Annotated in this window: 21 protein-coding genes and 1 pseudogene; 10 read left to right on the forward strand and 12 right to left on the reverse strand. The window is 58.2% G+C overall.

All coding sequences use genetic code 11. The annotated features are described in order from the left end of the window. Positions 1-55: 55 nt before the first annotated feature. Positions 56-157, forward strand: a pseudogene (locus L379_RS26275) (type VI secretion system lipoprotein TssJ); the annotation flags it as partial. A gap of 223 nt (positions 158-380) precedes the next feature. On the opposite strand, the gene L379_RS14525 reads toward L379_RS26275, so the two are convergent. Together L379_RS14525 and wrbA are read right to left on the reverse strand one after the other, a co-directional pair. Beyond that, positions 381-608 carry a YccJ family protein gene (locus L379_RS14525; protein WP_006809324.1) on the reverse strand — a complete coding sequence of 76 codons (228 nt, stop codon included), beginning with the start codon at positions 606-608 and terminating at the stop codon, positions 381-383. 18 nt (positions 609-626) lie between these two features. Further along, a complete protein-coding gene (gene wrbA, locus L379_RS14520) occupies positions 627-1,223 on the reverse strand; it encodes an NAD(P)H:quinone oxidoreductase (RefSeq protein ID WP_006809323.1) in 597 nt (198 codons plus the stop codon). A 390-nt stretch (positions 1,224-1,613) separates the two neighbouring features. On the opposite strand from wrbA, the gene L379_RS14515 reads away from it, so the two are divergent. The 4 genes from L379_RS14515 to L379_RS14500 all read left to right on the forward strand — a co-directional run bounded on the left by L379_RS14515 (position 1,614) and on the right by L379_RS14500 (position 3,677). Beyond that, a complete protein-coding gene (locus L379_RS14515) occupies positions 1,614-1,784 on the forward strand; it encodes a con-10 family general stress protein (protein WP_001273664.1) in 171 nt (56 codons plus the stop codon). Positions 1,785-1,900: 116 nt separating this feature from the next. Continuing rightward, positions 1,901-2,806, forward strand: a complete 906-nt coding sequence (locus L379_RS14510; RefSeq protein WP_032653183.1) for a DMT family transporter — start codon at positions 1,901-1,903, stop codon at positions 2,804-2,806. Between the two features lie 73 nt (positions 2,807-2,879). Then, complete coding sequence (locus L379_RS14505; protein ID WP_001303459.1) at positions 2,880-3,149, forward strand: type II toxin-antitoxin system TacA family antitoxin; 270 nt, start codon at positions 2,880-2,882, stop codon at positions 3,147-3,149. Positions 3,150-3,155: 6 nt separating this feature from the next. Further along, positions 3,156-3,677, forward strand: a complete 522-nt coding sequence (locus L379_RS14500) for a GNAT family N-acetyltransferase (RefSeq protein WP_032647926.1) — start codon at positions 3,156-3,158, stop codon at positions 3,675-3,677. 58 nt (positions 3,678-3,735) lie between these two features. On the opposite strand, the gene rutG is transcribed toward L379_RS14500, so the two are convergent. From rutG to rutA, 7 genes are read right to left on the reverse strand one after another with little or no spacing between them, the layout of a single operon-like run. Beyond that, complete coding sequence (gene rutG, locus L379_RS14495; RefSeq protein WP_032653185.1) at positions 3,736-5,058, reverse strand: pyrimidine utilization transport protein G; 1,323 nt, start codon at positions 5,056-5,058, stop codon at positions 3,736-3,738. Between the two features lie 21 nt (positions 5,059-5,079). After that, entirely contained in the window at positions 5,080-5,571 is a 492-nt protein-coding gene (gene rutF / locus L379_RS14490) for an NADH-dependent FMN reductase RutF (RefSeq protein WP_032653187.1), read from the reverse strand. Between the two features lie 12 nt (positions 5,572-5,583). Continuing rightward, a complete protein-coding gene (locus L379_RS14485; RefSeq protein ID WP_017693662.1) occupies positions 5,584-6,174 on the reverse strand; it encodes a malonic semialdehyde reductase in 591 nt (196 codons plus the stop codon). A 9-nt stretch (positions 6,175-6,183) separates the two neighbouring features. Beyond that, on the reverse strand, positions 6,184-6,984 hold the full coding sequence (rutD, locus tag L379_RS14480) for a pyrimidine utilization protein D (protein WP_023296287.1): 801 nt from the start codon (positions 6,982-6,984) through the stop codon (positions 6,184-6,186). Positions 6,985-6,991: 7 nt separating this feature from the next. Next, positions 6,992-7,378 (reverse strand): pyrimidine utilization protein C, encoded by a 387-nt coding sequence (gene rutC, locus L379_RS14475; RefSeq protein ID WP_015570870.1) that lies wholly within the window; start codon positions 7,376-7,378, stop codon positions 6,992-6,994. An 11-nt stretch (positions 7,379-7,389) separates the two neighbouring features. Next, positions 7,390-8,079 carry a pyrimidine utilization protein B gene (gene rutB / locus L379_RS14470; protein WP_032653188.1) on the reverse strand — a complete coding sequence of 230 codons (690 nt, stop codon included), beginning with the start codon at positions 8,077-8,079 and terminating at the stop codon, positions 7,390-7,392. Beyond that, the gene (rutA, locus tag L379_RS14465) at positions 8,079-9,170 is read right to left on the reverse strand and encodes a pyrimidine utilization protein A (RefSeq protein WP_003858092.1); all 1,092 of its coding nucleotides are present in this window, start codon (positions 9,168-9,170) and stop codon (positions 8,079-8,081) included. The genes rutB and rutA overlap by 1 nt, the downstream gene beginning before the upstream one ends. 245 nt (positions 9,171-9,415) lie before the next feature. On the opposite strand from rutA, the gene rutR reads away from it, so the two are divergent. Continuing rightward, the gene (gene rutR / locus L379_RS14460) at positions 9,416-10,054 is read left to right on the forward strand and encodes an HTH-type transcriptional regulator RutR (RefSeq protein ID WP_023324433.1); all 639 of its coding nucleotides are present in this window, start codon (positions 9,416-9,418) and stop codon (positions 10,052-10,054) included. Here rutR and L379_RS14455 read toward each other — a convergent pair. Next, complete coding sequence (locus L379_RS14455) at positions 10,051-10,446, reverse strand: lysozyme inhibitor LprI family protein (protein WP_017384770.1); 396 nt, start codon at positions 10,444-10,446, stop codon at positions 10,051-10,053. The two genes, rutR and L379_RS14455, sit on opposite strands and share 4 nt — an antisense overlap. A gap of 100 nt (positions 10,447-10,546) precedes the next feature. Further along, a complete protein-coding gene (gene putA, locus L379_RS14450; RefSeq protein ID WP_032653190.1) occupies positions 10,547-14,509 on the reverse strand; it encodes a trifunctional transcriptional regulator/proline dehydrogenase/L-glutamate gamma-semialdehyde dehydrogenase in 3,963 nt (1,320 codons plus the stop codon). A gap of 422 nt (positions 14,510-14,931) precedes the next feature. Here putA and putP point away from each other — a divergent pair, with 422 nt between their 5' ends. Together putP and L379_RS14440 are read left to right on the forward strand one after the other, a co-directional pair. After that, on the forward strand, positions 14,932-16,440 hold the full coding sequence (gene putP / locus L379_RS14445; protein ID WP_032653192.1) for a sodium/proline symporter PutP: 1,509 nt from the start codon (positions 14,932-14,934) through the stop codon (positions 16,438-16,440). A gap of 72 nt (positions 16,441-16,512) precedes the next feature. Next, positions 16,513-16,932 carry a DUF3574 domain-containing protein gene (locus L379_RS14440; RefSeq protein WP_023296292.1) on the forward strand — a complete coding sequence of 140 codons (420 nt, stop codon included), beginning with the start codon at positions 16,513-16,515 and terminating at the stop codon, positions 16,930-16,932. A gap of 72 nt (positions 16,933-17,004) precedes the next feature. On the opposite strand, the gene L379_RS14435 is transcribed toward L379_RS14440, so the two are convergent. Further along, positions 17,005-18,189, reverse strand: coding sequence for a NupC/NupG family nucleoside CNT transporter (locus L379_RS14435; RefSeq protein WP_015570861.1), 1,185 nt, complete (start codon positions 18,187-18,189; stop codon positions 17,005-17,007). A 251-nt stretch (positions 18,190-18,440) separates the two neighbouring features. Here L379_RS14435 and efeU point away from each other — a divergent pair, with 251 nt between their 5' ends. Continuing rightward, a complete protein-coding gene (gene efeU / locus L379_RS14430) occupies positions 18,441-19,274 on the forward strand; it encodes an iron uptake transporter permease EfeU (protein ID WP_017384765.1) in 834 nt (277 codons plus the stop codon). 40 nt (positions 19,275-19,314) lie between these two features. Further along, complete coding sequence (efeO, locus tag L379_RS14425) at positions 19,315-20,442, forward strand: iron uptake system protein EfeO (RefSeq protein ID WP_023303411.1); 1,128 nt, start codon at positions 19,315-19,317, stop codon at positions 20,440-20,442. Positions 20,443-20,444 lie beyond the last annotated feature (2 nt).

Raw genomic sequence — 20,444 nt, forward strand, 5'->3', positions numbered from 1 at the left:
GTTATCGGCCTCTATTTAGTGTTAAACCTGTTCGCAGGCCGCAATTGATAGTGAGGTCTGGCTGCTCAGGGATCGCAAAGCGGTAGATGCCGCTGATTACCCGACCTTGCTTCGCAAGACCGATACGGTACTTCAGGACGACGTACTGGCGTCAAAGAACTGCGGGTGATGCCTGTCCGCATGTGTAGCTGTTGCCGAAGTTGGTGACTCAATGATGAGCAGTATAATTTTCATCTCTTTAGCCGCCCATATGCAGCAAAACATCAGAATTAAGCAAATACCAAACAGAAAGAACCAAACGGGGGAAGATGCAAAAATCCTCCGGCAATAGCGCTGGAGGATGAGTGTATAGGAGACCCCCGCGCGGGCGGGGGGAACGTTCAGACGTTTTTACGTTCGATGGTTTGCTCGCCCCAGAACAGCGAGTCTTTATCGGTTTTTTCGAAGGCGCGAACCAGCACTTCATCGTTGCCTTCTTCCCAAATCTGCTCAGCCAGCTTTTCGTCATAATTGGCGACTTCAAAGATGGCTTCGGCAATCTCCGGAGAGGTATTGCGTAAACTTGCCCATTCGCCCACGTGGTGAGCTTTGGATTCTTGAGTTGGCATACTTGTCCTCCTGTTGGGTTAGCCGTTCAGTTTTTTGGCAAGACCCGCGACGTATTCACCCTGATAGCGGGCGATTGAAAGTTCTTCATTACTTGGCTGACGTGAACCGTCCCCACCGGCAATGGTTGTCGCGCCATACGGTGTCCCGCCACGAACCTGAGAAACATCGAACAGTTCCTGCGCGCCGTAGCCAATCGGCACAATCACCATCCCATGATGGGCAAGAGTAGTCCAGGTGGAGGTGATCGTCTGCTCCTGGCCGCCGCCCGTGCCGGTAGAGCTGAACACGCTGGCCAGCTTGCCGTATAACGCGCCGGAGGCCCAGAGCCCGCCCGTCTGGTCGAGGAAGGTGCGCATCTGGCCGGACATATTGCCGAAGCGGGTCGGGGTGCCGAAGATAATGGCATCATAGTCCGCGAGCTCCTGCGGGGTGGCGACCGGGGCGTTTTGTGTTTTCCCCCCGGCTTTGGCGAAGGCTTCCGCCTGCATGGTTTCCGGTACGCGTTTAACCACGACCTCAACGCCGTCTACTCTGTTTGCGCCTTCTGCTACTGCGTGAGCCATGGTTTCAATGTGTCCATACATGGAATAATAGAGCACCAGAACTTTTGCCATTTTGCATCACTCCTCGTTGGTTTTTCTTACAGCGGATCGCTGCGTTCCTTTAAAGATATGACATCACAGCCAGACTGCAAAAATGAACGGCATTTCTTTGATATATAACAATATCTTTTAGTTACGTGCCTTGTAGCAAAATGAAACAACTTTCGCGGCGCGGATTTTCAAAATATAAGAATGGCTTATGAATGACTTCCCCGATATTACATACGAAAGGCTGAGATCATGTTGCAGAATATTACCTCTCGCTTGCCGGATAGCCGCATTACACTAAGCTTAGTTTCACGCGGCACAGATAAAGGCACTGCCCTTGAGCCGCGAGGTGAAAGAATCCTCTTTTACTGAATGCAATATGATGTCTAATGTTTCACACTCTGGAGGTTAGAGATGGCAAACCATCGTGGTGGTTCAGGTAATTTCGCTGAAGACCGTGAAAGAGCATCAGAAGCAGGTCGTAAAGGTGGCCAGTCTAGCGGGGGCAACTTTAAAAACGACCCTCAGCGCGCATCAGAGGCTGGTAAAAAAGGGGGTAAAAATAGCCACGGCAGCAACAAGTAGTACGCCGGGTTAACTCCCTGCCGCCGGGTTTCCCGGCGGTTTTTTTATGTCTGCTACATTGAACTGTCATCAAAGGCATCGCACACTACAGGATTGATTCTTCGTGCTGGTGTCCCATGTCCGTTTCCCGTTTTACCTTCTCCATTAAGCCTCAGGAAGCGATCCTGATTTTGATCACCATGTTCTGGGGCGGAACCTTTCTTGCCGTTCAGTACGCGGTCACGATGAGCGATCCGTTTTTCTTCGTGGGGCTGCGCTTTGCAACCGCGGCGATTGCCGTGGCGCTTATTTCGCTGAAAACCCTGCGCGGGTTGACCCTGAGAGAGCTTAAGGCGGGTGTCGCCATTGGCGTAGCGATTGCCATGGGCTACAGCCTGCAAACGTGGGGGCTCCAGTCTATCTCCAGCAGTAAATCTGCCTTCATCACCGCCATGTACGTACCGCTGGTGCCGCTGTTGCAGTGGCTGTGCCTCGGCAGAATGCCGGGGCTGATGTCGTGCATTGGCATCGTGCTGGCGTTCATCGGCCTTATTTTATTAGCCGGGCCGGAAAATAATCTGCTGGCGCTGGGGCCGGGGGAGATCATCACTCTGGTGGGGGCCGTCGCCATTGCGGCAGAAATTATCCTGATTAGCGCCTGGGCAGGAAAAGTGGACGTCAAGCGGGTGACGGTGGTGCAGCTTGCCACCGCGTCGCTGGTGGCGTTCGCGACGATGGTGCCGGCAGGGGAGTCCGTCCCGCCGATGTCTACCGGGCTTATCGTCGTGGCGCTGGGGCTGGGCATTTTCAGCGCCATTATCCAGGTCACCATGAACTGGGCGCAGCGCAGCGTATCCCCGACACGGGCGACGGTCATTTATACCGGTGAACCGGTGTGGGCGGGTATTTTCGGGCGACTCGCCGGGGAGCGTCTGCCCCTGCTGGCGCTGGTGGGCGCGGCGTTTATTGTTCTCGGCGTGCTGGTGAGTGAGTTAAAACTCAGAAAGCGTCGGAATGCGGTGAACGATTTAACGGCCGAATAAGCTTTTGATTGAAATAAAGGGCAGGTTTAACTACGATGTGTACGGATGAAAACCGTACACGATAAATGAAACCATGCCAGCACTCAAAAAACAGCGTATCGATCTTCGCCTGTCGGACGAAGACAAAACAATGATTGAAGAAGCGGCAGCGATGACCAACCAAACGATCACCCAGTTTATGGTGAACAGTGCGTCAGAGCGTGCTGCCGAAGTCATCGAACAGCATCGGCGTCTCGTATTAAACGAAGCCTCATGGAATGCCGTTATGGATGCCATCGACAATCCACCAGAGCCAAATGAACGCCTGAAGCGAGCGGCGAAACGTCTTCGAAACATGGAGTGAAGCGTCGTGGCAAATCTCACGATCGAAATGTTATCAGAGGGAACCGATTACGATTTCGGCGATTTCGATTGTGGTGAACCCTCGCTAAATGCCTTCCTTACCGAGCACCTGATACGTCAGCACGGCGGGCGTATTTTACGCGGCTACCTGCTTAAAGAACGCGACCATCCGCGTGTCCTGGGCTATTACACACTTTCGGGAAGTTGCTTTGAAAAAGCGATGCTTCCTTCAAAGACTCAGCAGCGCCGCATCCCATACAGCAACGTCCCCAGCGTGACGCTGGGGCGTCTGGCTGTCCATAAAGAACTACAGGGAAACGAGTGGGGAACAACGCTTGTCACACACGCTATGCGCGTGGTTTATCTGGCGTCGCAGGCTGTTGGCGTCCACGGAATTTTTGTGGATGCGCTTAACGAACGGGCCAAACGATTTTATCTGAAGCTGGGGTTTATCCCGCTGGCAGGTGAAAACAGCAGTTCGCTGTTCTTCCCCACGCAATCTATCGAACGACTGTTTGAGCAGGCGTGATCGCTCTTAAGGAACATGCACGTCGGGTAAGGCGTCGCCGTCACCCGACGTGTAGATTTCATGGATCCTGAGTCGCCACGGCGCCCTGCGGCGCGGCAGCCACCCGGCGGCTCAGCAGGGCGTTGAGCAGGATCGCGCCGAAGGTCGCCGTGCCAATCCCGCCCACCGTAAATCCGCCCAGCGTCAGGGCGAAATCACCCGCCCCCAACACCAGCGTTACCGCCACCATGATCAGGTTACCGTTCTGGCTCAGATCAACATGATTCTGCACCCAGATACGTGCCCCCGCGACGGCAATCAGACCAAATACCACAATCGAGGCGCCGCCAATCACGGGGGCCGGGATGGTGTGGATCAATGCGCCGAATTTCGGGGAAAAGCCGAGCAGCATCGCCATCACCGCCGCCGCCACGAAGACCAGCGTCGAATAGACTTTGGTCACTGCCATCACGCCGATGTTTTCCGCGTAGGTCGTCACGCCGCTGCCGCCGACCGAGCCGGAGAGCATGGTCGCCAGACCGTCTCCCACAAACGCCCGCCCCATATACGGATCCATATTGCGCCCGGTCATTCCCGCTACGGCTTTCAGGTGGCCCAGGTTTTCAGCCACCAGAATCACCGCGACAGGCGCGATGAGCATCATCGCCTGAGCGTTAAAGGTGGGTGAGGTTATCTGCGGCAGGCCGAACCAGGCGGCCTGGTGAATCAGTGTGAAATCAACCGGTTTGCCGAGACCGAACACGTTCGCCAGCAGCGCGTAGACCAGACAGGCCGCAATCAGCCCGACCAGGATCAGCAGCCGTTGGATCATGCCGCGCGTAAAGACCGCCACCACGCCGATGCACAGCACCGTTATCACCGCCATCCAGCTTTCAAATGGTGAGCCGGAAACGCTCTTCACCGCAATCGGCGCGAGGTTCAGGCCTATCGCCATCACCACCGCCCCGGTGACGACGGGGGGCATCATCCGCTCGATCCAGCGCGTGCCGACTTTCATCACCACCAGACCGGTCAGGGTGTAGACCAGCCCACAGGCGATAATGCCGCCGAGGGCCACGCTCAGGTTGGGGTTAATACCCTGACCGTTAAACCCGGTCGCTGCAATGACCACCCCCACGAAGGCGGCGCTGGAGCCCAGATAGCTGGGCACACGCCCGCCGGTGACAAAAAAGAACAGCAGGGTACCCATACCCGACATCAAAATGGCGAGGTTAGGATCCAGCCCCATCAGCATGGGCATCAGCACCGTCGCACCAAACATCGCGACCGCATGCTGCACGCCCATCACCATGGTCTGCCCGAGCGGGAGCCTTTCATCCGGCGCGACCACGCCTTCTTCTGTGGAGGTCGATTTCAACTGCCAGTGGGGAAGTCCGAACATGATCTGTCTCCTGAATGCGGATTAACAGGCGGGTCGCATAAGTGCGTGATAGCCGCGGTCGAACCACACCAGCCCTTGCGGCGCCGGGTGGCGTACGATGGATACGATGTCGCAAAACAGAATGTCGTGAGTGCCAACGCTCACCACCTGGCTGATGCGGCAGTCGAACGAGGCCAGCGCATTTTCCAGACGCGGGCAGCCCGTGTCGCCTGTCTGCCAGCGGGCAGCGGCAAAGCGGTCCGCCATCGGCGTTTTCCCGCCAAACAGGTTGGATAAAGGCTCCTGTCCGGCACTCAGTGTGTTAACGCACAGGGTGCGGTTTTCGCTAAACGTCGACCAGACGGACGCGCCACGGTTGAGGCAAACCAGCAGAGTGGGCGGGGAATCGGTTACGCTGCATACCGCGCTGGCGGTGAAGCCCGCTTTTCCCGCCGGGCCGTCGGTGGTAATGATATTGACCGCTGCGCCGACGCAGGCCATAGCGTCGCGAAAGGTTTGTTTATCCGGTGTCATCACGTTCGCTCCTTACGCCAGCCCGCAGGCATCGTCAAAGGCCAGACGCGGCAGGCGTCCGTACAGTTTGGTCGTATCGCCATAGCCGATGTTAATCAGCAGATTGCTTTTGAGTAGCGTGCCCGTGAAAAAGGCCGCGTCCACTTTTTCCCGGTCAAAACCCGACATCGGCCCGGTGTCCAGCCCGAGCGCGCGGCAGGCGAAAATCAGGTACGCGGCCTGCATTGAGCTGTTGCGAAAGGCGGTCTCTTCCGCCAGCGCGGGGCTGGAGGTAAACCAGCTTCTGGCATCGCCATGTGGGAACAGTTCAGGCAGGCGCTCATAAAACTCGCTGTCCCAGGCGACAATCGCCGTGACCGGGGCAGTGAGCGTTTTCTCAAGGTTGCCGCTGGAGAGCGCCGGGCGCAGCTTCTCTTTTCCTTCCGGGCTTCGCACAAACACAATGCGCGCCGGGGAGCAGTTGGCGGACGTCGGCCCCCATTTCATCAGGTCATAAATCTCGCGCAGCGTCTCGTCACTGACCGGTATATCCAGCCAGCCGTTATGGGTACGTGCGCCGGTAAACAGCGTTTCCAGCGCGGCGGGCGTGATGGCTTCGCTCATTCAAGCTCCTTACAAAGCGGGTTCTGGGCTGTGCAGCAGGCTGGCAAGCCCGTTCAGCAGCAGAGTGTTAAAGATGTCCGGCGCGGTCACATTGCAGGCATGCCCGCCCTGGCGCATGACCGTTTTGCGGGCGTGCGGGAGGGCGGCGTGCAGTTCAGCGGAGCAGACGGACGGCACCAGCAGATCGTCGGTGGAACAGATAATCTGTACGGGGCAGCGAACGCGTGCAGCGTGGCGGCTGAAATCGGCCTGTTTCAGGGCATGCAGCCTGCGCAGCAGATTGGCTTTGCCCTGAAAATGGGCCAGCGCCAGCGCGTGCTCGGCCTCCAGCCGCGGGGCGCGGGCGGCCATCCAGTCTGCCGGGTAGAGGAACAACGGCTGTGCCTCTACCCACGCCTGCGCGCCGCCCGCATGCAGCAGACGTTCGCGAACGTCAAAACAGCGGCGGGTATGGGCATTGAGGGTCAGCCAGCCGTTGACGCAGACCAGCGCGGTGAGGGCGTCGGGCTTATCGATGGCCAGCCGCAGGCCGACCAGCGCCCCCAGCGCGTGGCCGACCACGCAGTAACGGGCGATCCCGGCCTCGGCTAACGCCAGCGCAAGCTCGTCGGCCATGTGTGCGAGGGTGTAGTCTTCCGGCAGGGTATCCGGGTTATTCCCCGTGCCCCGCTGGTCGTAGCACACCACCTGATACTCCTGCCCCAGCACGGCGAGCTGGGGCAGCCAGTAGCTGCCGCTGCCGCCGAGCCCGGCAATCAGCACCACCACGGGCGCGCCCGCAAAGGGGGGCGGTGAAATGGACAGTTTCATGGCCGCCTCACTTCGCGATGTGCGCAACGGTGGCAATTTCAACCAGCGCTTCGGGCTTTACCAGCCCGCACTGGATGCAAAACCGCGCCGGTTTATCGCCGGGGAAAAACTCCGCGTAAATCTCGTTAATCGCGGCGTAGTTTTTCCAGTCGGTGATAAAGATGCTGTTGAAGGTCACGTCCTCCATAGTGCCACCCGCCGTTTCGATCACGGTTTTGATCGTCTCCAGCACGTGGCGGGTTTGCGCCTTTGGGTCATCGATAAACACCACGTTGTTGTCTTTATCAAACGGCAGCGTGCCCGAGACATACACCACGCCGTCGGCGAGGGTGCCGGGGACAAACGGGGCAATCGGGGTGCTGGTGCCCGGCGGAATAATCACGGATTTCGGCATAGCGGTTCTCCTCAGGCGATGCGGGCGAGCGGGGGATCCAGCGCGTCGCAGAAATCATTGACGTTACTGACCCAGCCAAAAAAGGTTTCGATATTGAACAGGGCGGCTTTCTGGGCAAAATCCGGCCCGGCCTGATGGGTGGCATCCTCCAGCACCACCCCAAAATACTCGAGGAAAAAGCCGTCGCGCAGGGTCGACTCCACGCACACGTTGGTGGCTATGCCCGTAAAGACCAGATGACGAATGCCCCGGCTGCGCAGCAGGCTGTCAAGCGGGGTATTAAAAAAGCCGCTGTAGCGCGGTTTCGGCAGCACGATATCGCCGGCCTCCGGTACCAGCTCATCCACCAGCTGATAATCCCAGCCGCCTTTCGCCAGCAGCGTGCCCTGGAGTTCGGGCCGTTGGCGCATGGTTTTCAGGGCGTTGGATTTGTGAAAGTTGGGTGAGCCGGGACCGCCAGCCTCGACGTACTGGTCGTCCCAGCCGTTCTGGAACCAGACGATCAGCATGCCCGCAGCACGCGCGGCGCTCACGGCGGTTTTGATGTTCTCAATCACCGGCTGCGTGGTGGAGACGTCAAACCCGGCCAGATCCAGATACCCGCCTTTACTGGCATAGGCGTTTTGCATATCCACCACGATCAGCGCGCTGCGCTGCGCGTCAAAGGTAATGGTTTCCGGGCGAGCGTTGAGGGTCGTCATTACGCCACCTCCTTCGTCACGGCAGGGATGTGGGCGCGGCACTGCATCAGCGGCTGAATGCGCTCGCCGAAAGTTTCCACGCCGGTGAGAAAATCATCGAAGGTCAGCAGCACGCCTTCGGCGCCGGGCACGGCAGCCACTTCGTCGAGCATTCTGGCGACGCTGGCATACGAGCCAACCAGGGTGCCCATGTTGATATTGACGGCAGACGTCGGGTCGGCCATCTGGCGAACGTTGGTGTCCGCGCCGGAGCGGGTATCCTTCTGGCTCTGCTCGGTAAGCCAGCTCAGCGCTTCGTCATCCGCGCCGTCCTTGTATCGTTCCCATTTGGCGCGCGCGGCGTCGTCGGTTTCGTCGGCAATCACCATAAACAGCACGTAGGAGCCCACGTCGCGCCCGGTTTTGTCGGCGGCCGCTTTCATGCGTGCCGCGGTGGGCGCGAAGGCGGCCGGGGTGTTAACGCCTTTGCCGAAGCAGAAGTTGAAGTCGGCGTATTTCGCCGAGAATTCCATTCCCGCGTCGCTCTGTCCGGCGCATATCACCTTCATCGGCACCGACGGTTGCGGGCTGACGCGGCAGTCGTTCATGGTAAAGAAGTCGCCTTTGAAATCGCTTTTGCCGGTGCCCCATAGATCGCGCAGCACCTGCACATATTCAGTCAGGTAGTCGTAGCGACGGGAGAAGTAATCGTCCCCCGGCCAGATCCCCATCTGCTCGTACTCCGGCTTTTGCCAGCCGGTGACCAGGTTAACGCCAAAGCGCCCGCCGGAGATGGAGTCGATGGTGGAGGCCATCCGCGCCACGATTGCCGGGGGAAGGGTAAGGGTGGCGGCGGTGGCGTAAATCTGGATGCGCGAGGTTACCGCCGCCAGGCCCGCCATCAGGGTGAAAGACTCCAGGTTGTGGTCCCAGAATTCGGTCTTACCGCCGAAACCGCGCAGCTTGATCATCGAGAGTGCAAAGTCGAAGTGGTAGTGCTCCGCTTTCTGCACGATGGCTTTATTCAGCTCAAAGGTCGGCATGTATTGCGGGGCAGTGGTCGAGATAAGCCAGCCGTTGTTGCCGATCGGTACAAATACGCCAATTTTCATCACGAACCTCTCTTCATTACGTCGCAGGTGTCACGATGTTTTTGCAAAGGCAGTGCCAGTTTTGAAAATCACTTTGTTATTAATGTGTTAAATGATGCTTGTTAAAATTAACAGCGAAAATGTGGACTGGATGGTCAAAATCATTGCACAGAAAACAGGCACTCATGCGCGCTGAGGGTGCAGAAGGTCGTGGCGAGACGGGGGTTTTGCTATGCTGAGCGCAGGACAGAAAATGGAGAGCGAAAATGACACAAGGCGCAGTGAAAACACCCGGTAAACGTTCGCAGGCGGTGAGCGCCAAGAAACAGGCGATCCTCAGCGCTGCGCTGGAGACATTTTCGCAGTTTGGTATTCACGGTACGCGCCTTGAGCAGGTGGCGGAGCAGGCCGGGGTGTCCAAGACCAATCTGCTCTACTACTACCCTTCGAAAGAGGCGCTGTATGTGGCGGTGATGCAGCAGATCCTCGATATCTGGCTCGCACCACTTAAAGCATTTCGCGAAGAGCTGGCCCCGCTGGTGGCGATAGAGGAGTACATACGCCTGAAGCTGGAGGTATCGCGTGATTACCCGCAGGCATCAAGGCTGTTCTGCCTGGAGATGTTGCAGGGCGCGCCGCTGTTGCAGGCGGAGCTGACGGGAGATCTAAAGCAGCTGGTGGACGATAAATCGGCCATTATTGCCGGATGGGTCGCCAGCGGAAAACTGGCGCCCGTCGATCCGCATCATCTGATCTTCATGATTTGGGCCTCAACCCAGCACTACGCTGACTTCGCGGCCCAGGTCGAGGCGGTGACCGGTAAAACGCTCCAGGACGAGGCGTTTTTCCAGAGCACCCTGGAAAACGTACAGCGGATGATTATCGAAGGGATCCGCGTGCGCTAGTTTCCCGGCGGAAGAGGACAGCTTAAGTCGCCCTCTTCACACTGCATCAGCGTGGCCAGAAACGCTTCGCGCTCCGCGGTTTTCTCCGCCAGACACTGGTTAACAATCATTGGCTGAACGCTCCCGCCTTCCGTACCCGAACCGATAAACGCACAGTCCGCGTCGCGCAGGCTAATCCACGCCTGCTGCGCCTTTTTCAGGAGATCGCGCTGAGGCGCTGCCGCACGTTTGATGGCGGCCTGATACGTCTCGTTGAGCTTTTTATCGGCGGCCTGGTACTGCTGCGCGCTACAGGTGTTCAGTTCAAGCTGGGTGGTCGCGTTATCGCACTCGTCGGCCAGCGCGCTGGCGCTCATGAGCAGGGCTGCACCTGCGAGAAATACTCTTTTCATCATCCCCTCCATGTAAAAAAGCCGGATACGCTGTGCTTATCCGGCCTGGGCTATTTTGTCGCCCCGGTAAGCGTAGCGTCACCGGGGAGAGTTTACACGATTAACCGATTGTCATCAGGCTGGCGTTACCGCCCGCCGCCGCGGTGTTAACGCTGAGCGAGCGCTCAACGTACAGGCGCTCCAGCAGCAGGTTGGTCTCCCCGCGGGCGAAGCCCTGCACCGAGACAATCGCGCCGCTGCGGGCCGCCACCTGCTCGCACAGTTCGCGCAGCTGGTCAGAATCACCGTGGTAGATCACCGCGTCAAACGGCTGGGTCAGCAGGGCATCGGCTTTCGCAAAGCGAATGCGGGCCGAGACCGCTTTTGGCAGCTGTTTGGCGAGGTCGCGATGCAGGGCATCTTCCGGCCACAGCACCTCACAGCCCGTTGCCGTTGCGGCTGCCAGCTGCACCAGCGCGTCCTGCTCGTTATCCGCCACGCACAGCACACGCTCGCGCGGCATCAGCGTCCAGGTGTTGCGCTCACCGGTAGGACCCGGCAGCAGACGCTGTGTTCCCGCCTGCGCCAGCTCGCCGTACTGCTGTGCAATCGCATGCAGCTCGGGACGATTTTCAGCCCACTTAATCAGCGCGTCCAGCGGCTGGGTCAGCACGGCTTTCACCTGCGCATCCACCGGATATTCCGCGTCCTGACGCGCCAGCGTCACGCCCAGCGCATTTTCCGGACGGTTTGCCAGCAGGCGGTACAGATAGAGCGGACCGCCCGCTTTCGGGCCGGTGCCGGAGAGACCTTCACCGCCGAACGGCTGCACGCCCACGACCGCGCCAACCATGTTGCGGTTGACGTACAGGTTGCCGACTTTAGCATTGCCGGTCACCTGGGCAATGGTTTCGTCGATACGGGTATGCACGCCAAGCGTCAGGCCGTAACCCGAGGCGTTGATCTGATCGATCAGCTCGTTGAGGTTGTTACGGTTGTAGCGCACCACGTGCAGTACCGGACCGAAGACCTCTTTTTTCAGCTCGTCGAAGCTTGCCAGCTCAATCAGCGTTGGCGGCACGAAGGTGCCGGTCTGCCACTCGCGGGCATCTTCGCTGTTCTCGCGCACCGCCTGGAACACCGGACGGCCTTTGGCACGCATGGTCTGAATGTGGTTTTCAATGTTGGCTTTGGCTTCCGCGTCGATGACCGGCCCGATGTCGGTGGTGAGACGGCCCGGGTTGCCCATGCGGCATTCCGCCATCGCACCGCGCAGCATCTTCAGCGTGTGGTCAGCCACGTCATCCTGTAAGCACAGTACGCGCAGGGCGGAACAGCGTTGGCCCGCGCTGTCGAAGGCAGAGGCCAGCACGTCAACGACGACCTGCTCGGTGAGCGCGGAGGAGTCCACGATCATGGCGTTCATGCCGCCGGTTTCAGCGATCAGCGGGGTAGGACGGCCCTGCGCATCCAGACGGGTGGCGATGTTGCGTTGTAGCAGGGAGGCCACTTCGGTAGAACCGGTAAACATCACGCCGCGTACGCGGTTATCGGAGGTCAGTTTGGCCCCGACCGTTTCACCGCGCCCTGGCAGCAGCTGCACCACGCCCGCCGGTACGCCCGCTTCCAGCAGAATGTTAATGCCCTGGGCGGCGATCAGCGGGGTCTGCTCTGCCGGTTTCGCCAGCACGCTGTTGCCTGCGGCCAGCGCCGCGGCAATCTGGCCGGTGAAGATCGCCAGCGGGAAGTTCCACGGGCTGATACACACCACCGGGCCGAGCGGACGGTGGGTTTCGTTGTCGAAATCATCGCGCACCTGACCGGCGTAGTAGTGCAGGAAGTCGACCGCCTCGCGCACTTCGGCGATGGCGTTGCTGAAGGTTTTACCCGCTTCACGCACCAGAATGCCGATAAGCTGCTGCATCTGATCTTCCATCAGCACCGCCGCGCGTTCCAGAATGGCGGCACGCTCCTGCGGCGGGGTGGCAAACCAGATTGGCGCGTTGTTCACCGCGCTCTCCAGGGCCTGCTCCACTTCCGCTTCCGTGGCCTCGCGCACGTAGCCGACGATGTCCTTCGGCTCTGCCGGGTTGATCACCGGCTGCATTTCACCGTCCTCAACGGACTGCTCAAGGATCGGCCTGGCCTGCCACTTCTGCAATGCGCTGTTAAGCAGGGCGGAAGAGAGCGACGCCAGACGGTGTTCGTTCGCCAGATCCAGACCCGCCGAGTTGACGCGGCCCGCGCCGTACAGCTCGCGCGGCAGGGCAATTTTCGGATGCGGCAGACCAATCTGGCCTTCCTGCGCCGCCAGCTTCTCAACGGCCTGCACCGGATCGGCCACCAGTTCGTCCAGCGGCAGGGTGGTATCGGCGATGCGGTTAACGAAGGAGGTGTTCGCCCCGTTCTCCAGCAGACGACGCACCAGGTAGGCCAGCAGGGTCTCGTGGGTACCTACCGGGGCATAGATTCGGCACGGACGGTTCAGCTTGCCGTCGGCCACTTTACCGGTCACTTGCTCGTACAGCGGTTCACCCATGCCGTGCAGGCACTGGAACTCGTACTGGCCCGGATAGTAGTTCTGACCCGCGAGGCTGTAGATCGCCGCCAGAGTGTGGGCGTTGTGGGTGGCGAACTGCGGATAAATCAGGTTCGGCACGCCGAGCAGTTTTTTCGCGCAGGCGAGGTAAGAGACGTCGGTATAGACCTTGCGGGTATAGACCGGATAACCTTCCAGACCTTCCATCTGGGCGCGTTTGATTTCGCTGTCCCAGTAGGCGCCCTTCACCAGACGGATCATCAGGCGGCGACGGCTGCGGCTGGCCAGGTCAATCAGGTAGTCAATGACGAACGGACAGCGTTTCTGGTAGGCCTGGATAACGAAACCAATCCCGTTCCAGCCCGCCAGCTCCGGCTCGAAGCACAGTTTTTCCAGCAGGTCGAGGGAGATCTCCAGACGGTCCGCCTCTTCGGCGTCGATGTTGATGCCGATGTCATACTGGCGCGCCAGCAGGGTCAGGGACTTCAGGCGCGGGTAGAGTTCTTCCATCACCCGGTCGTACTGCGCACGGCTGTAGCGCGGGTGCAGGGCGGAAAGCTTGATAGAGATGCCCGGACCTTCATAAATACCGCGACCGTTGGACGCTTTACCGATGGCGTGGATCGCCTGCTGGTAAGAGACCATGTAGGCCTGCGCGTCGGCGGCGGTCAGCGCCGCTTCACCCAGCATGTCGTAGGAGTAGCGGAAGCCTTTGTCTTCCAGCTTGCGGGCGTTCGCCAGCGCTTCGGCAATGGTTTCCCCGGTGACGAACTGCTCGCCCATCAGGCGCATCGCCATGTCCACACCCTTGCGGATCAGCGGCTCGCCGCTCTTGCCGATGATGCGGTTCAGAGAGCGCGACAGGTTGGCTTCGTTATGGGTGGAGACCAGCTTGCCGGTAAACAGCAGGCCCCAGGTGGCGGCGTTAACGAACAGGGACGGACTGCGGCCAATGTGGGAGTGCCAGTTGCCGTTACTGATTTTGTCGCGGATCAGGGCATCGCGGGTGGCTTTATCCGGAATACGCAGCAGCGCTTCCGCCAGACACATCAGCGCCACGCCTTCCTGCGAGGAGAGGGAGAACTCCTGCAACAGACCCTGCACCATACCGGCGCGTCCGCTGGCGGTTTTCTGGTTACGCAGCTTGTCGGCGAGCTGATACGCGAGGCTGTGCGCCTGAGCGGCAACGGCTTCCGGCAGGCGCGCCTGCTCCAGGAGCATCGGCACGGCGTCGGTTTCGGCACGGCGGTAGGCGCCGGTAATGGCGGCACGGCTGACGGACTGCGGCAGGATCTGCTCGGCAAATTCCAGGAACGGCTGGTGGTTCTCTTCAACGGCCGTCGCGGCCTCTTCGCTTTCGTTCGCTGCACCCGCCAGCAGGGCAGGCAGCTCCGGCAGACCTTCTTCACTCTCCAGTCTTTCCAGATAGTTAAAAATCGCCTGCTTGATTAACCAGTGCGGTGTGCGGTCGATGCGGGTCGCAGCGGTTTTAATCCGTTCGCGGGTAGCGTCATCCAGCTTAACCCCCATGGTGGTCATCCCCATGCCAAAACTCCTGTTGTTCTGTAATAGCGTTCTGTTGATAGCGTGAAATATCCACCATGTTGCAACTTTGTGCAACCGTGTTAAATGTGACCTGGTCTGCAAGCTGGAAAATGAATGGATTGTTAACGATTAGTTAGCTGTGAAAAAGAACGTGCGGCGGTTTCTGAGCCCAGTTTTTATGCGGTGCTTAACACTTTTTAAAGGTGCAACCCGTAAAAGCGTGAGCGAGTGCAACCTATAGGAAAGACGTATAAAACCAGGGATGAAATTCATGTAAATGCAGTGTTAAATCGTTTGTCAGTGGGATGCGTATACGGCAGGATAGCGCGCCCAACGGAAACACATACACACATCACTACGTTCCGGTGATGACATAACAAGGCAACCCGGACGGTTGTCGCTCGACATTTTGGAGAATTTGAATGGCTATTAGCACACCGATGCTGGTGACATTTCTCGTTTATATTTTTGGCATGATCCTGATAGGGTTTTTGGCATGGCGTTCCACTAAAAACTTTGACGACTACATCCTCGGCGGGCGCAGCTTAGGCCCGATGGTCACCGCACTCTCTGCGGGCGCTTCCGACATGAGCGGCTGGCTGCTGATGGGGCTGCCGGGCGCGATTTTCATCTCCGGTATCTCCGAAAGCTGGATCGCCATCGGCCTGACCGTTGGCGCGTGGATTAACTGGAAGCTGGTGGCAGGCCGTCTGCGCGTGCACACCGAAGCCAACAACAACGCCCTGACGCTGCCGGACTACTTCACCGGACGCTTTGAAGATAACAGCCGTATCCTGCGCATTATCTCCGCGGTGGTGATCCTGCTGTTCTTCACCATCTACTGTGCCTCCGGCATCGTGGCGGGCGCGCGCCTGTTCGAAAGCACCTTCGGCATGAGCTATGAAACCGCCCTGTGGGCCGGCGCCGCAGCAACCATCCTCTATACCTTCGTGGGCGGATTCCTGGCGGTAAGCTGGACCGATACCGTGCAGGCGAGCCTGATGATCTTCGCCCTGATCCTGACTCCGGTGATTGTCATTTTCACCGTCGGCGGCTTTGGCGAATCGCTGGAAGTGATCAAGCAGAAGAGCATCGAAAACGTCGATATGCTGAAAGGGTTGAACTTCGTCGCCATCGTCTCTCTGATGGGCTGGGGCCTGGGCTACTTCGGCCAGCCGCACATTCTGGCGCGCTTCATGGCGGCGGATTCTCACCACACCATCGTTCACGCGCGTCGCATCAGCATGACGTGGATGATCCTGTGTCTGGCGGGGGCGTGTGCGGTCGGCTTCTTCGGTATCGCGTACTTCAACAACAACCCGGCGCAGGCGGGCGCGGTGAACCAGAACGCCGAGCGCGTATTCATCGAGCTGGCGCAGATCCTGTTCAACCCGTGGATTGCCGGTATTCTGCTCTCCGCGATCCTCGCGGCGGTGATGTCCACCCTGAGCTGTCAGCTGCTGGTGTGCTCCAGCGCCATCACCGAAGACCTCTACAAAGCGTTCCTGCGTAAGGGCGCGAGCCAGAAAGAGCTGGTGTGGGTAGGGCGCTTTATGGTGCTGGTGGTTGCGCTGGTGGCGATTGCGCTGGCGGCAAACCCGGAAAACCGCGTCCTGGGGCTGGTGAGCTACGCCTGGGCGGGCTTCGGTGCGGCATTTGGTCCGGTGGTGCTGTTCTCTGTACTGTGGTCACGCATGACCCGCAACGGCGCGCTGGGGGGGATGATTATCGGTGCGGTAACCGTTATCGTCTGGAAACAGTTCGCGTGGCTGGGCCTGTACGAAATCATTCCGGGCTTCATCTTCGGCAGCCTCGGTATCGTGGTGTTTAGCCTGCTGGGTAAAGCGCCGTCTGCGTCTATGCAGAAACGCTTTGCGGAGGCGGACGCGCACTATCACTCAGCGCCGCCGTCTAAGCTCCAGGCTGAGTAATTTACCCCTCATCCTAACCCTCTCCCCGGTGGGGAGAGGGGATAGTCCTTTCATCTATGTGAGTCTTCATCAATGAGAATTAAAACAGGGTTAATGGTGGCAGCATTCGTGATGCTGGCGGGCTGTAGCGCACCCGCACAGCACGCGGCGGTGGAAACCTGCAAAGCAGAAAATCAGATGCAGCAGACCACGCTTTATTTCGGCTTAAACCGTCCTGCCGGGGCGCAAATCACAGGCAACGAATGGCAGCAGTTTGTCGACCAGGACGTGACGCCACGCTTTCGCGATGGTTTAACGGTATTTGATGCGCGCGGTCAGTGGCTGGGGAATGATGGAAAAGTGGCGCGCGAGCCGAGCAAGGCATTGATGCTGATCCACGGTAAAGATGCGCAGAGCGAGAAGAACATCGAAGCGTTGCGCGGAATTTATAAATCACGCTTCGCGCAGGAGTCGGTGATGCGGGTCGACCAGCCGGTGTGCGTGCAGTTTTAATGAAAACGGCGGGATAACCCGCCGTTGTTGTATCGTAGGCCCGTGCAAGCGAAGCGCCGCCGGGCACAAAACTTACAGCACCAACCCCGCAAAGCTCGCCGACAGCAGGCTTACCAGCGTTGCCCCGTATACAAGGCGTAAACCAAACCGTGACACCACGTTACCCTGTTGCTCATTCAGACCTTTTATTGCCCCCGCCACAATGCCAATGGAAGCGAAGTTAGCGAACGATACCAGGAACACGGACAAAATCCCCAGCCCGCGCGGTGACATTTGATGGGCTATTTTTTGCAGCTCGATCATCGCCACAAATTCATTCGCCACCAGTTTAGTTGCCATAATGCTCCCCGCGCTTAAGGCATCGCTCAGCGGAATACCAATAAGCCACGCCAGCGGATAAAACACATAACCCAGAATCTGCTGGAAGCTCATGCCAAATATGCCGGAGAAGAGGGCGTTAATGGCGCTAATAAGGGCGATAAAGCCAATCAGCATCGCCAGAATAATCATCGCCACCTTAAAACCGGCCAGAATATACTCGCCCAGCATTTCAAAGAAGCTCTGGGATTCGTGCAGTTTTTCCAGCCTGATATCCGGCTCCGCTTCCGGGCGGACCGGGTTAATGACCGAAAGAATAATAAAGGTGCTGAACATGTTCAGGATCAGCGCCGCGACGACAAACCTGGCGTCGAGCATAGTCATATAGGCCCCGACAATCGACAGCGAAACCGTCGACATGGCCGTGGCAGCCATCGTAAACAGACGACGCGAGGAGAGATCGCCCAGCACGCCTTTGTAGGCAATGAAGTTTTCCGACTGACCGAGGATCAGCGAACTCACCGCGTTAAAGGATTCCAGCTTGCCCATGCCGTTCAGTTTTGACAGCAGCGTCCCGATCACCCGAATAAAGATCGGCAGAATACGCCAGTGCTGAAGAATACCAATCAGTGCCGAGATAAAAATAATGGGGCAGAGCACGCCAAGGAAAATGAACGCCAGCCCTTTTTCCCCCATCCCGCCAAAGACAAAATTCGTCCCTTCGGCAGCGAATTTAAGCAGCGACTCAAAGAAACCGGAGACGTATTTAATAATAAACAGGCCGCTTTCTGCGTGGAGGAAAAAGAACGCCAGCGCGATTTCGATCACGATCAGCTGTAAAACGAAACGAATACGAATTTTTCGGCGGTCGAAACTCACCAGCCAGGCGAGCGCAAGAATAATCACCAGCGCCAGCAGGAAATGGACAATTTTAAACATGGCTTATTTTCAGTTGGTTTTCGAGGGGGACATTTAGCCACAGCCCCGGTTAACCGTAAATGGGCATTTTCGTTATACCTTATAAACGTAACGGTTACTCAGGCAATTATTACTCCGCAATGCGTTTACATCTGGTCATCAAAACGCAACACATTTCGCTTGTTTTTCTTGTTGCCGTAATGATAATCACTATCACAAGAATTTACCTTTCTTTGCATCAGTTGACCGCGATAAACATTTAAGGTGTCGGCATGTTTGTTCCTTTTCTCATTATGTTACGTGAAGGCCTTGAAGCGGCCCTGATTGTTAGCCTTATCGCCAGTTATCTGAAGCGTACCCAGCGCGGACGCTGGATTGGCGTCATGTGGGTTGGGGTTTTCCTTGCTGCGGCGCTCTGCCTGGGCCTCGGTATCCTCATCAACGAAACCACCGGGGAGTTCCCGCAGAAAGAGCAGGAGCTGTTTGAAGGGATCGTCGCCGTGATTGCGGTGGTGATCCTCACCTGGATGGTGTTCTGGATGCGCAAGGTCTCCCGTAACGTGAAGGTACAGCTTGAGCAGGCGGTGGATAACGCCCTGCAAAAAGGCAACCACCACGGCTGGGCGCTGATCATGATGGTCTTTTTCGCCGTGGCGCGTGAAGGCCTGGAGTCTGTGTTCTTCCTGCTCGCGGCTTTTCAGCAGGACGTGGGCATCTGGCCGCCGCTGGGCGCGGTGCTCGGGCTGGCCACGGCGGTTGTGCTTGGCTTCCTGCTCTACTGGGGCGGCATTCGTCTTAACCTGGGCGCGTTCTTCAAGTGGACCAGCCTGTTTATTCTGCTGGTGGCCGCAGGGCTGGCGGCAGGGGCGATCCGCGCCTTCCACGAAGCGGGTCTGTGGAACCACTTCCAGGACGTGGCGTTCGATCTCAGCAACGTCCTGTCGACCCATTCACTGACCGGTACCCTGCTCGAAGGGATCTTCGGCTACCAGGAAACGCCGAGCGTCAGCGAAGTGGCGATGTACTTTATCTATCTGGTTCCGGCGCTGATCCTGTTCGCTATGCCGCCGCGTACCGGCTCGCAGACGTCGCGCGTAGCGCCGTAAGTGCTGTTTTAGTTACAACATACTTTTAAAGGGAAGAGTCATGGCCATTCAGTTCCGTCGTAGTGCGTTATGCGCAGGCATTGCCGCGCTGTTCGTGTCTGCCTTCACCGCTCAGGCGGCAGATATTCCGCAGGTAAAAGTCACCGTCAACGATAAACAGTGCGAGCCGATGACCATCACGGTTAACAGCGGTAAAACGCAGTTTATTATTCAGAACCACAGCCAGAAGGCGCTGGAGTGGGAAATCCTGAAAGGCGTGATGGTGGTGGAAGAGCGCGAGAATATCGCGCCGGGCTTCAGCCAGAAGATGACCGCAAATCTTCAGCCCGGGGAATATGACATGACCTGCGGCCTGCTGACTAACCCGAAAGGTAAGCTGATCGTCAAAGGCGCAGCGACGGCGGATGCGGCCAAAGGCACGGCGCTGCTGAGCCTCGGCGACGCCATTACCGCCTATAAAGCCTACGTCACCAAAGAGACAGCGGACCTGGTGGCAGGCACCAAAGCCTTTACCGACGCGGTGAAAGCGGGCGACATCGAAAAAGCGAAATCCCTGTATGCGCCTACCCGTCAGCACTACGAGCGCATTGAGCCGATTGCCGAACTGTTCTCTGACCTCGATGGCAGCATTGACGCCCGTGAAGACGACTACGAGCAGAAGGCCGCCGATCCGAAATTCACCGGCTTCCACCGTCTGGAAAAAGCCCTGTTTGGCGATAACTCCACCAGTGGGATGGAGAAATACGCCGAGCAGCTCAACAGCGACGTGCTGGAGCTGCAAAAACGCATCAGCGAGCTGGCATTCCCACCGTCGAAAGTGGTGGGTGGCGCAGCGGGCCTGATTGAAGAAGTGGCCGCCAGCAAAATCAGCGGTGAAGAAGATCGTTACAGCCACACCGACCTGTGGGACTTCCAGGCGAACGTCGACGGCGCACAGAAAATTGTCGATCTGCTGCGGCCTCAGCTGCAAAAAGAGAACGGCGAGCTGCTGGCGAAAGTGGATGCCAACTTTAAGAAAGTTGACGCTATCCTGGCGAAATACCGCACCAAAGACGGGTTCGAAACCTACGACAAGCTGACCGATGCTGACCGTAACGCGCTGAAAGGCCCGATAACCACCCTGGCGGAAGATCTCTCCCTGCTGCGTGGCGTACTGGGTCTGGATTAAGC

This window comes from Enterobacter sp. MGH 33 (assembly GCF_000534535.1).
GTDB lineage: Bacteria > Pseudomonadota > Gammaproteobacteria > Enterobacterales > Enterobacteriaceae > Enterobacter > Enterobacter hormaechei_C.

Bases quoted from the DNA above. Each gene is read 5' to 3' on its own strand.
- rutF (WP_032653187.1), bottom strand. From the start codon at position 5,571: ATGACACCGGATAAACAAACCTTTCGCGACGCTATGGCCTGCGTCGGC.
- rutG (WP_032653185.1), bottom strand. From the start codon at position 5,058: ATGTTCGGACTTCCCCACTGGCAGTTGAAATCGACCTCCACAGAAGAA.
- L379_RS14515 (WP_001273664.1), top strand. From the start codon at position 1,614: ATGGCAAACCATCGTGGTGGTTCAGGTAATTTCGCTGAAGACCGTGAA.
- efeO (WP_023303411.1), top strand. From the start codon at position 19,315: ATGGCCATTCAGTTCCGTCGTAGTGCGTTATGCGCAGGCATTGCCGCG.
- rutC (WP_015570870.1), bottom strand. From the start codon at position 7,378: ATGCCGAAATCCGTGATTATTCCGCCGGGCACCAGCACCCCGATTGCC.
- rutB (WP_032653188.1), bottom strand. From the start codon at position 8,079: ATGACGACCCTCAACGCTCGCCCGGAAACCATTACCTTTGACGCGCAG.
- L379_RS14455 (WP_017384770.1), bottom strand. From the start codon at position 10,446: ATGAAAAGAGTATTTCTCGCAGGTGCAGCCCTGCTCATGAGCGCCAGC.
- putA (WP_032653190.1), bottom strand. From the start codon at position 14,509: ATGGGGATGACCACCATGGGGGTTAAGCTGGATGACGCTACCCGCGAA.
- rutA (WP_003858092.1), bottom strand. From the start codon at position 9,170: ATGAAAATTGGCGTATTTGTACCGATCGGCAACAACGGCTGGCTTATC.
- L379_RS14510 (WP_032653183.1), top strand. From the start codon at position 1,901: ATGTCCGTTTCCCGTTTTACCTTCTCCATTAAGCCTCAGGAAGCGATC.
- L379_RS14485 (WP_017693662.1), bottom strand. From the start codon at position 6,174: ATGAGCGAAGCCATCACGCCCGCCGCGCTGGAAACGCTGTTTACCGGC.
- L379_RS14435 (WP_015570861.1), bottom strand. From the start codon at position 18,189: ATGTTTAAAATTGTCCATTTCCTGCTGGCGCTGGTGATTATTCTTGCG.
- L379_RS14440 (WP_023296292.1), top strand. From the start codon at position 16,513: ATGAGAATTAAAACAGGGTTAATGGTGGCAGCATTCGTGATGCTGGCG.
- rutR (WP_023324433.1), top strand. From the start codon at position 9,416: ATGACACAAGGCGCAGTGAAAACACCCGGTAAACGTTCGCAGGCGGTG.
- L379_RS14525 (WP_006809324.1), bottom strand. From the start codon at position 608: ATGCCAACTCAAGAATCCAAAGCTCACCACGTGGGCGAATGGGCAAGT.
- wrbA (WP_006809323.1), bottom strand. From the start codon at position 1,223: ATGGCAAAAGTTCTGGTGCTCTATTATTCCATGTATGGACACATTGAA.
- putP (WP_032653192.1), top strand. From the start codon at position 14,932: ATGGCTATTAGCACACCGATGCTGGTGACATTTCTCGTTTATATTTTT.
- rutD (WP_023296287.1), bottom strand. From the start codon at position 6,984: ATGAAACTGTCCATTTCACCGCCCCCCTTTGCGGGCGCGCCCGTGGTG.
- efeU (WP_017384765.1), top strand. From the start codon at position 18,441: ATGTTTGTTCCTTTTCTCATTATGTTACGTGAAGGCCTTGAAGCGGCC.
- L379_RS14505 (WP_001303459.1), top strand. From the start codon at position 2,880: ATGCCAGCACTCAAAAAACAGCGTATCGATCTTCGCCTGTCGGACGAA.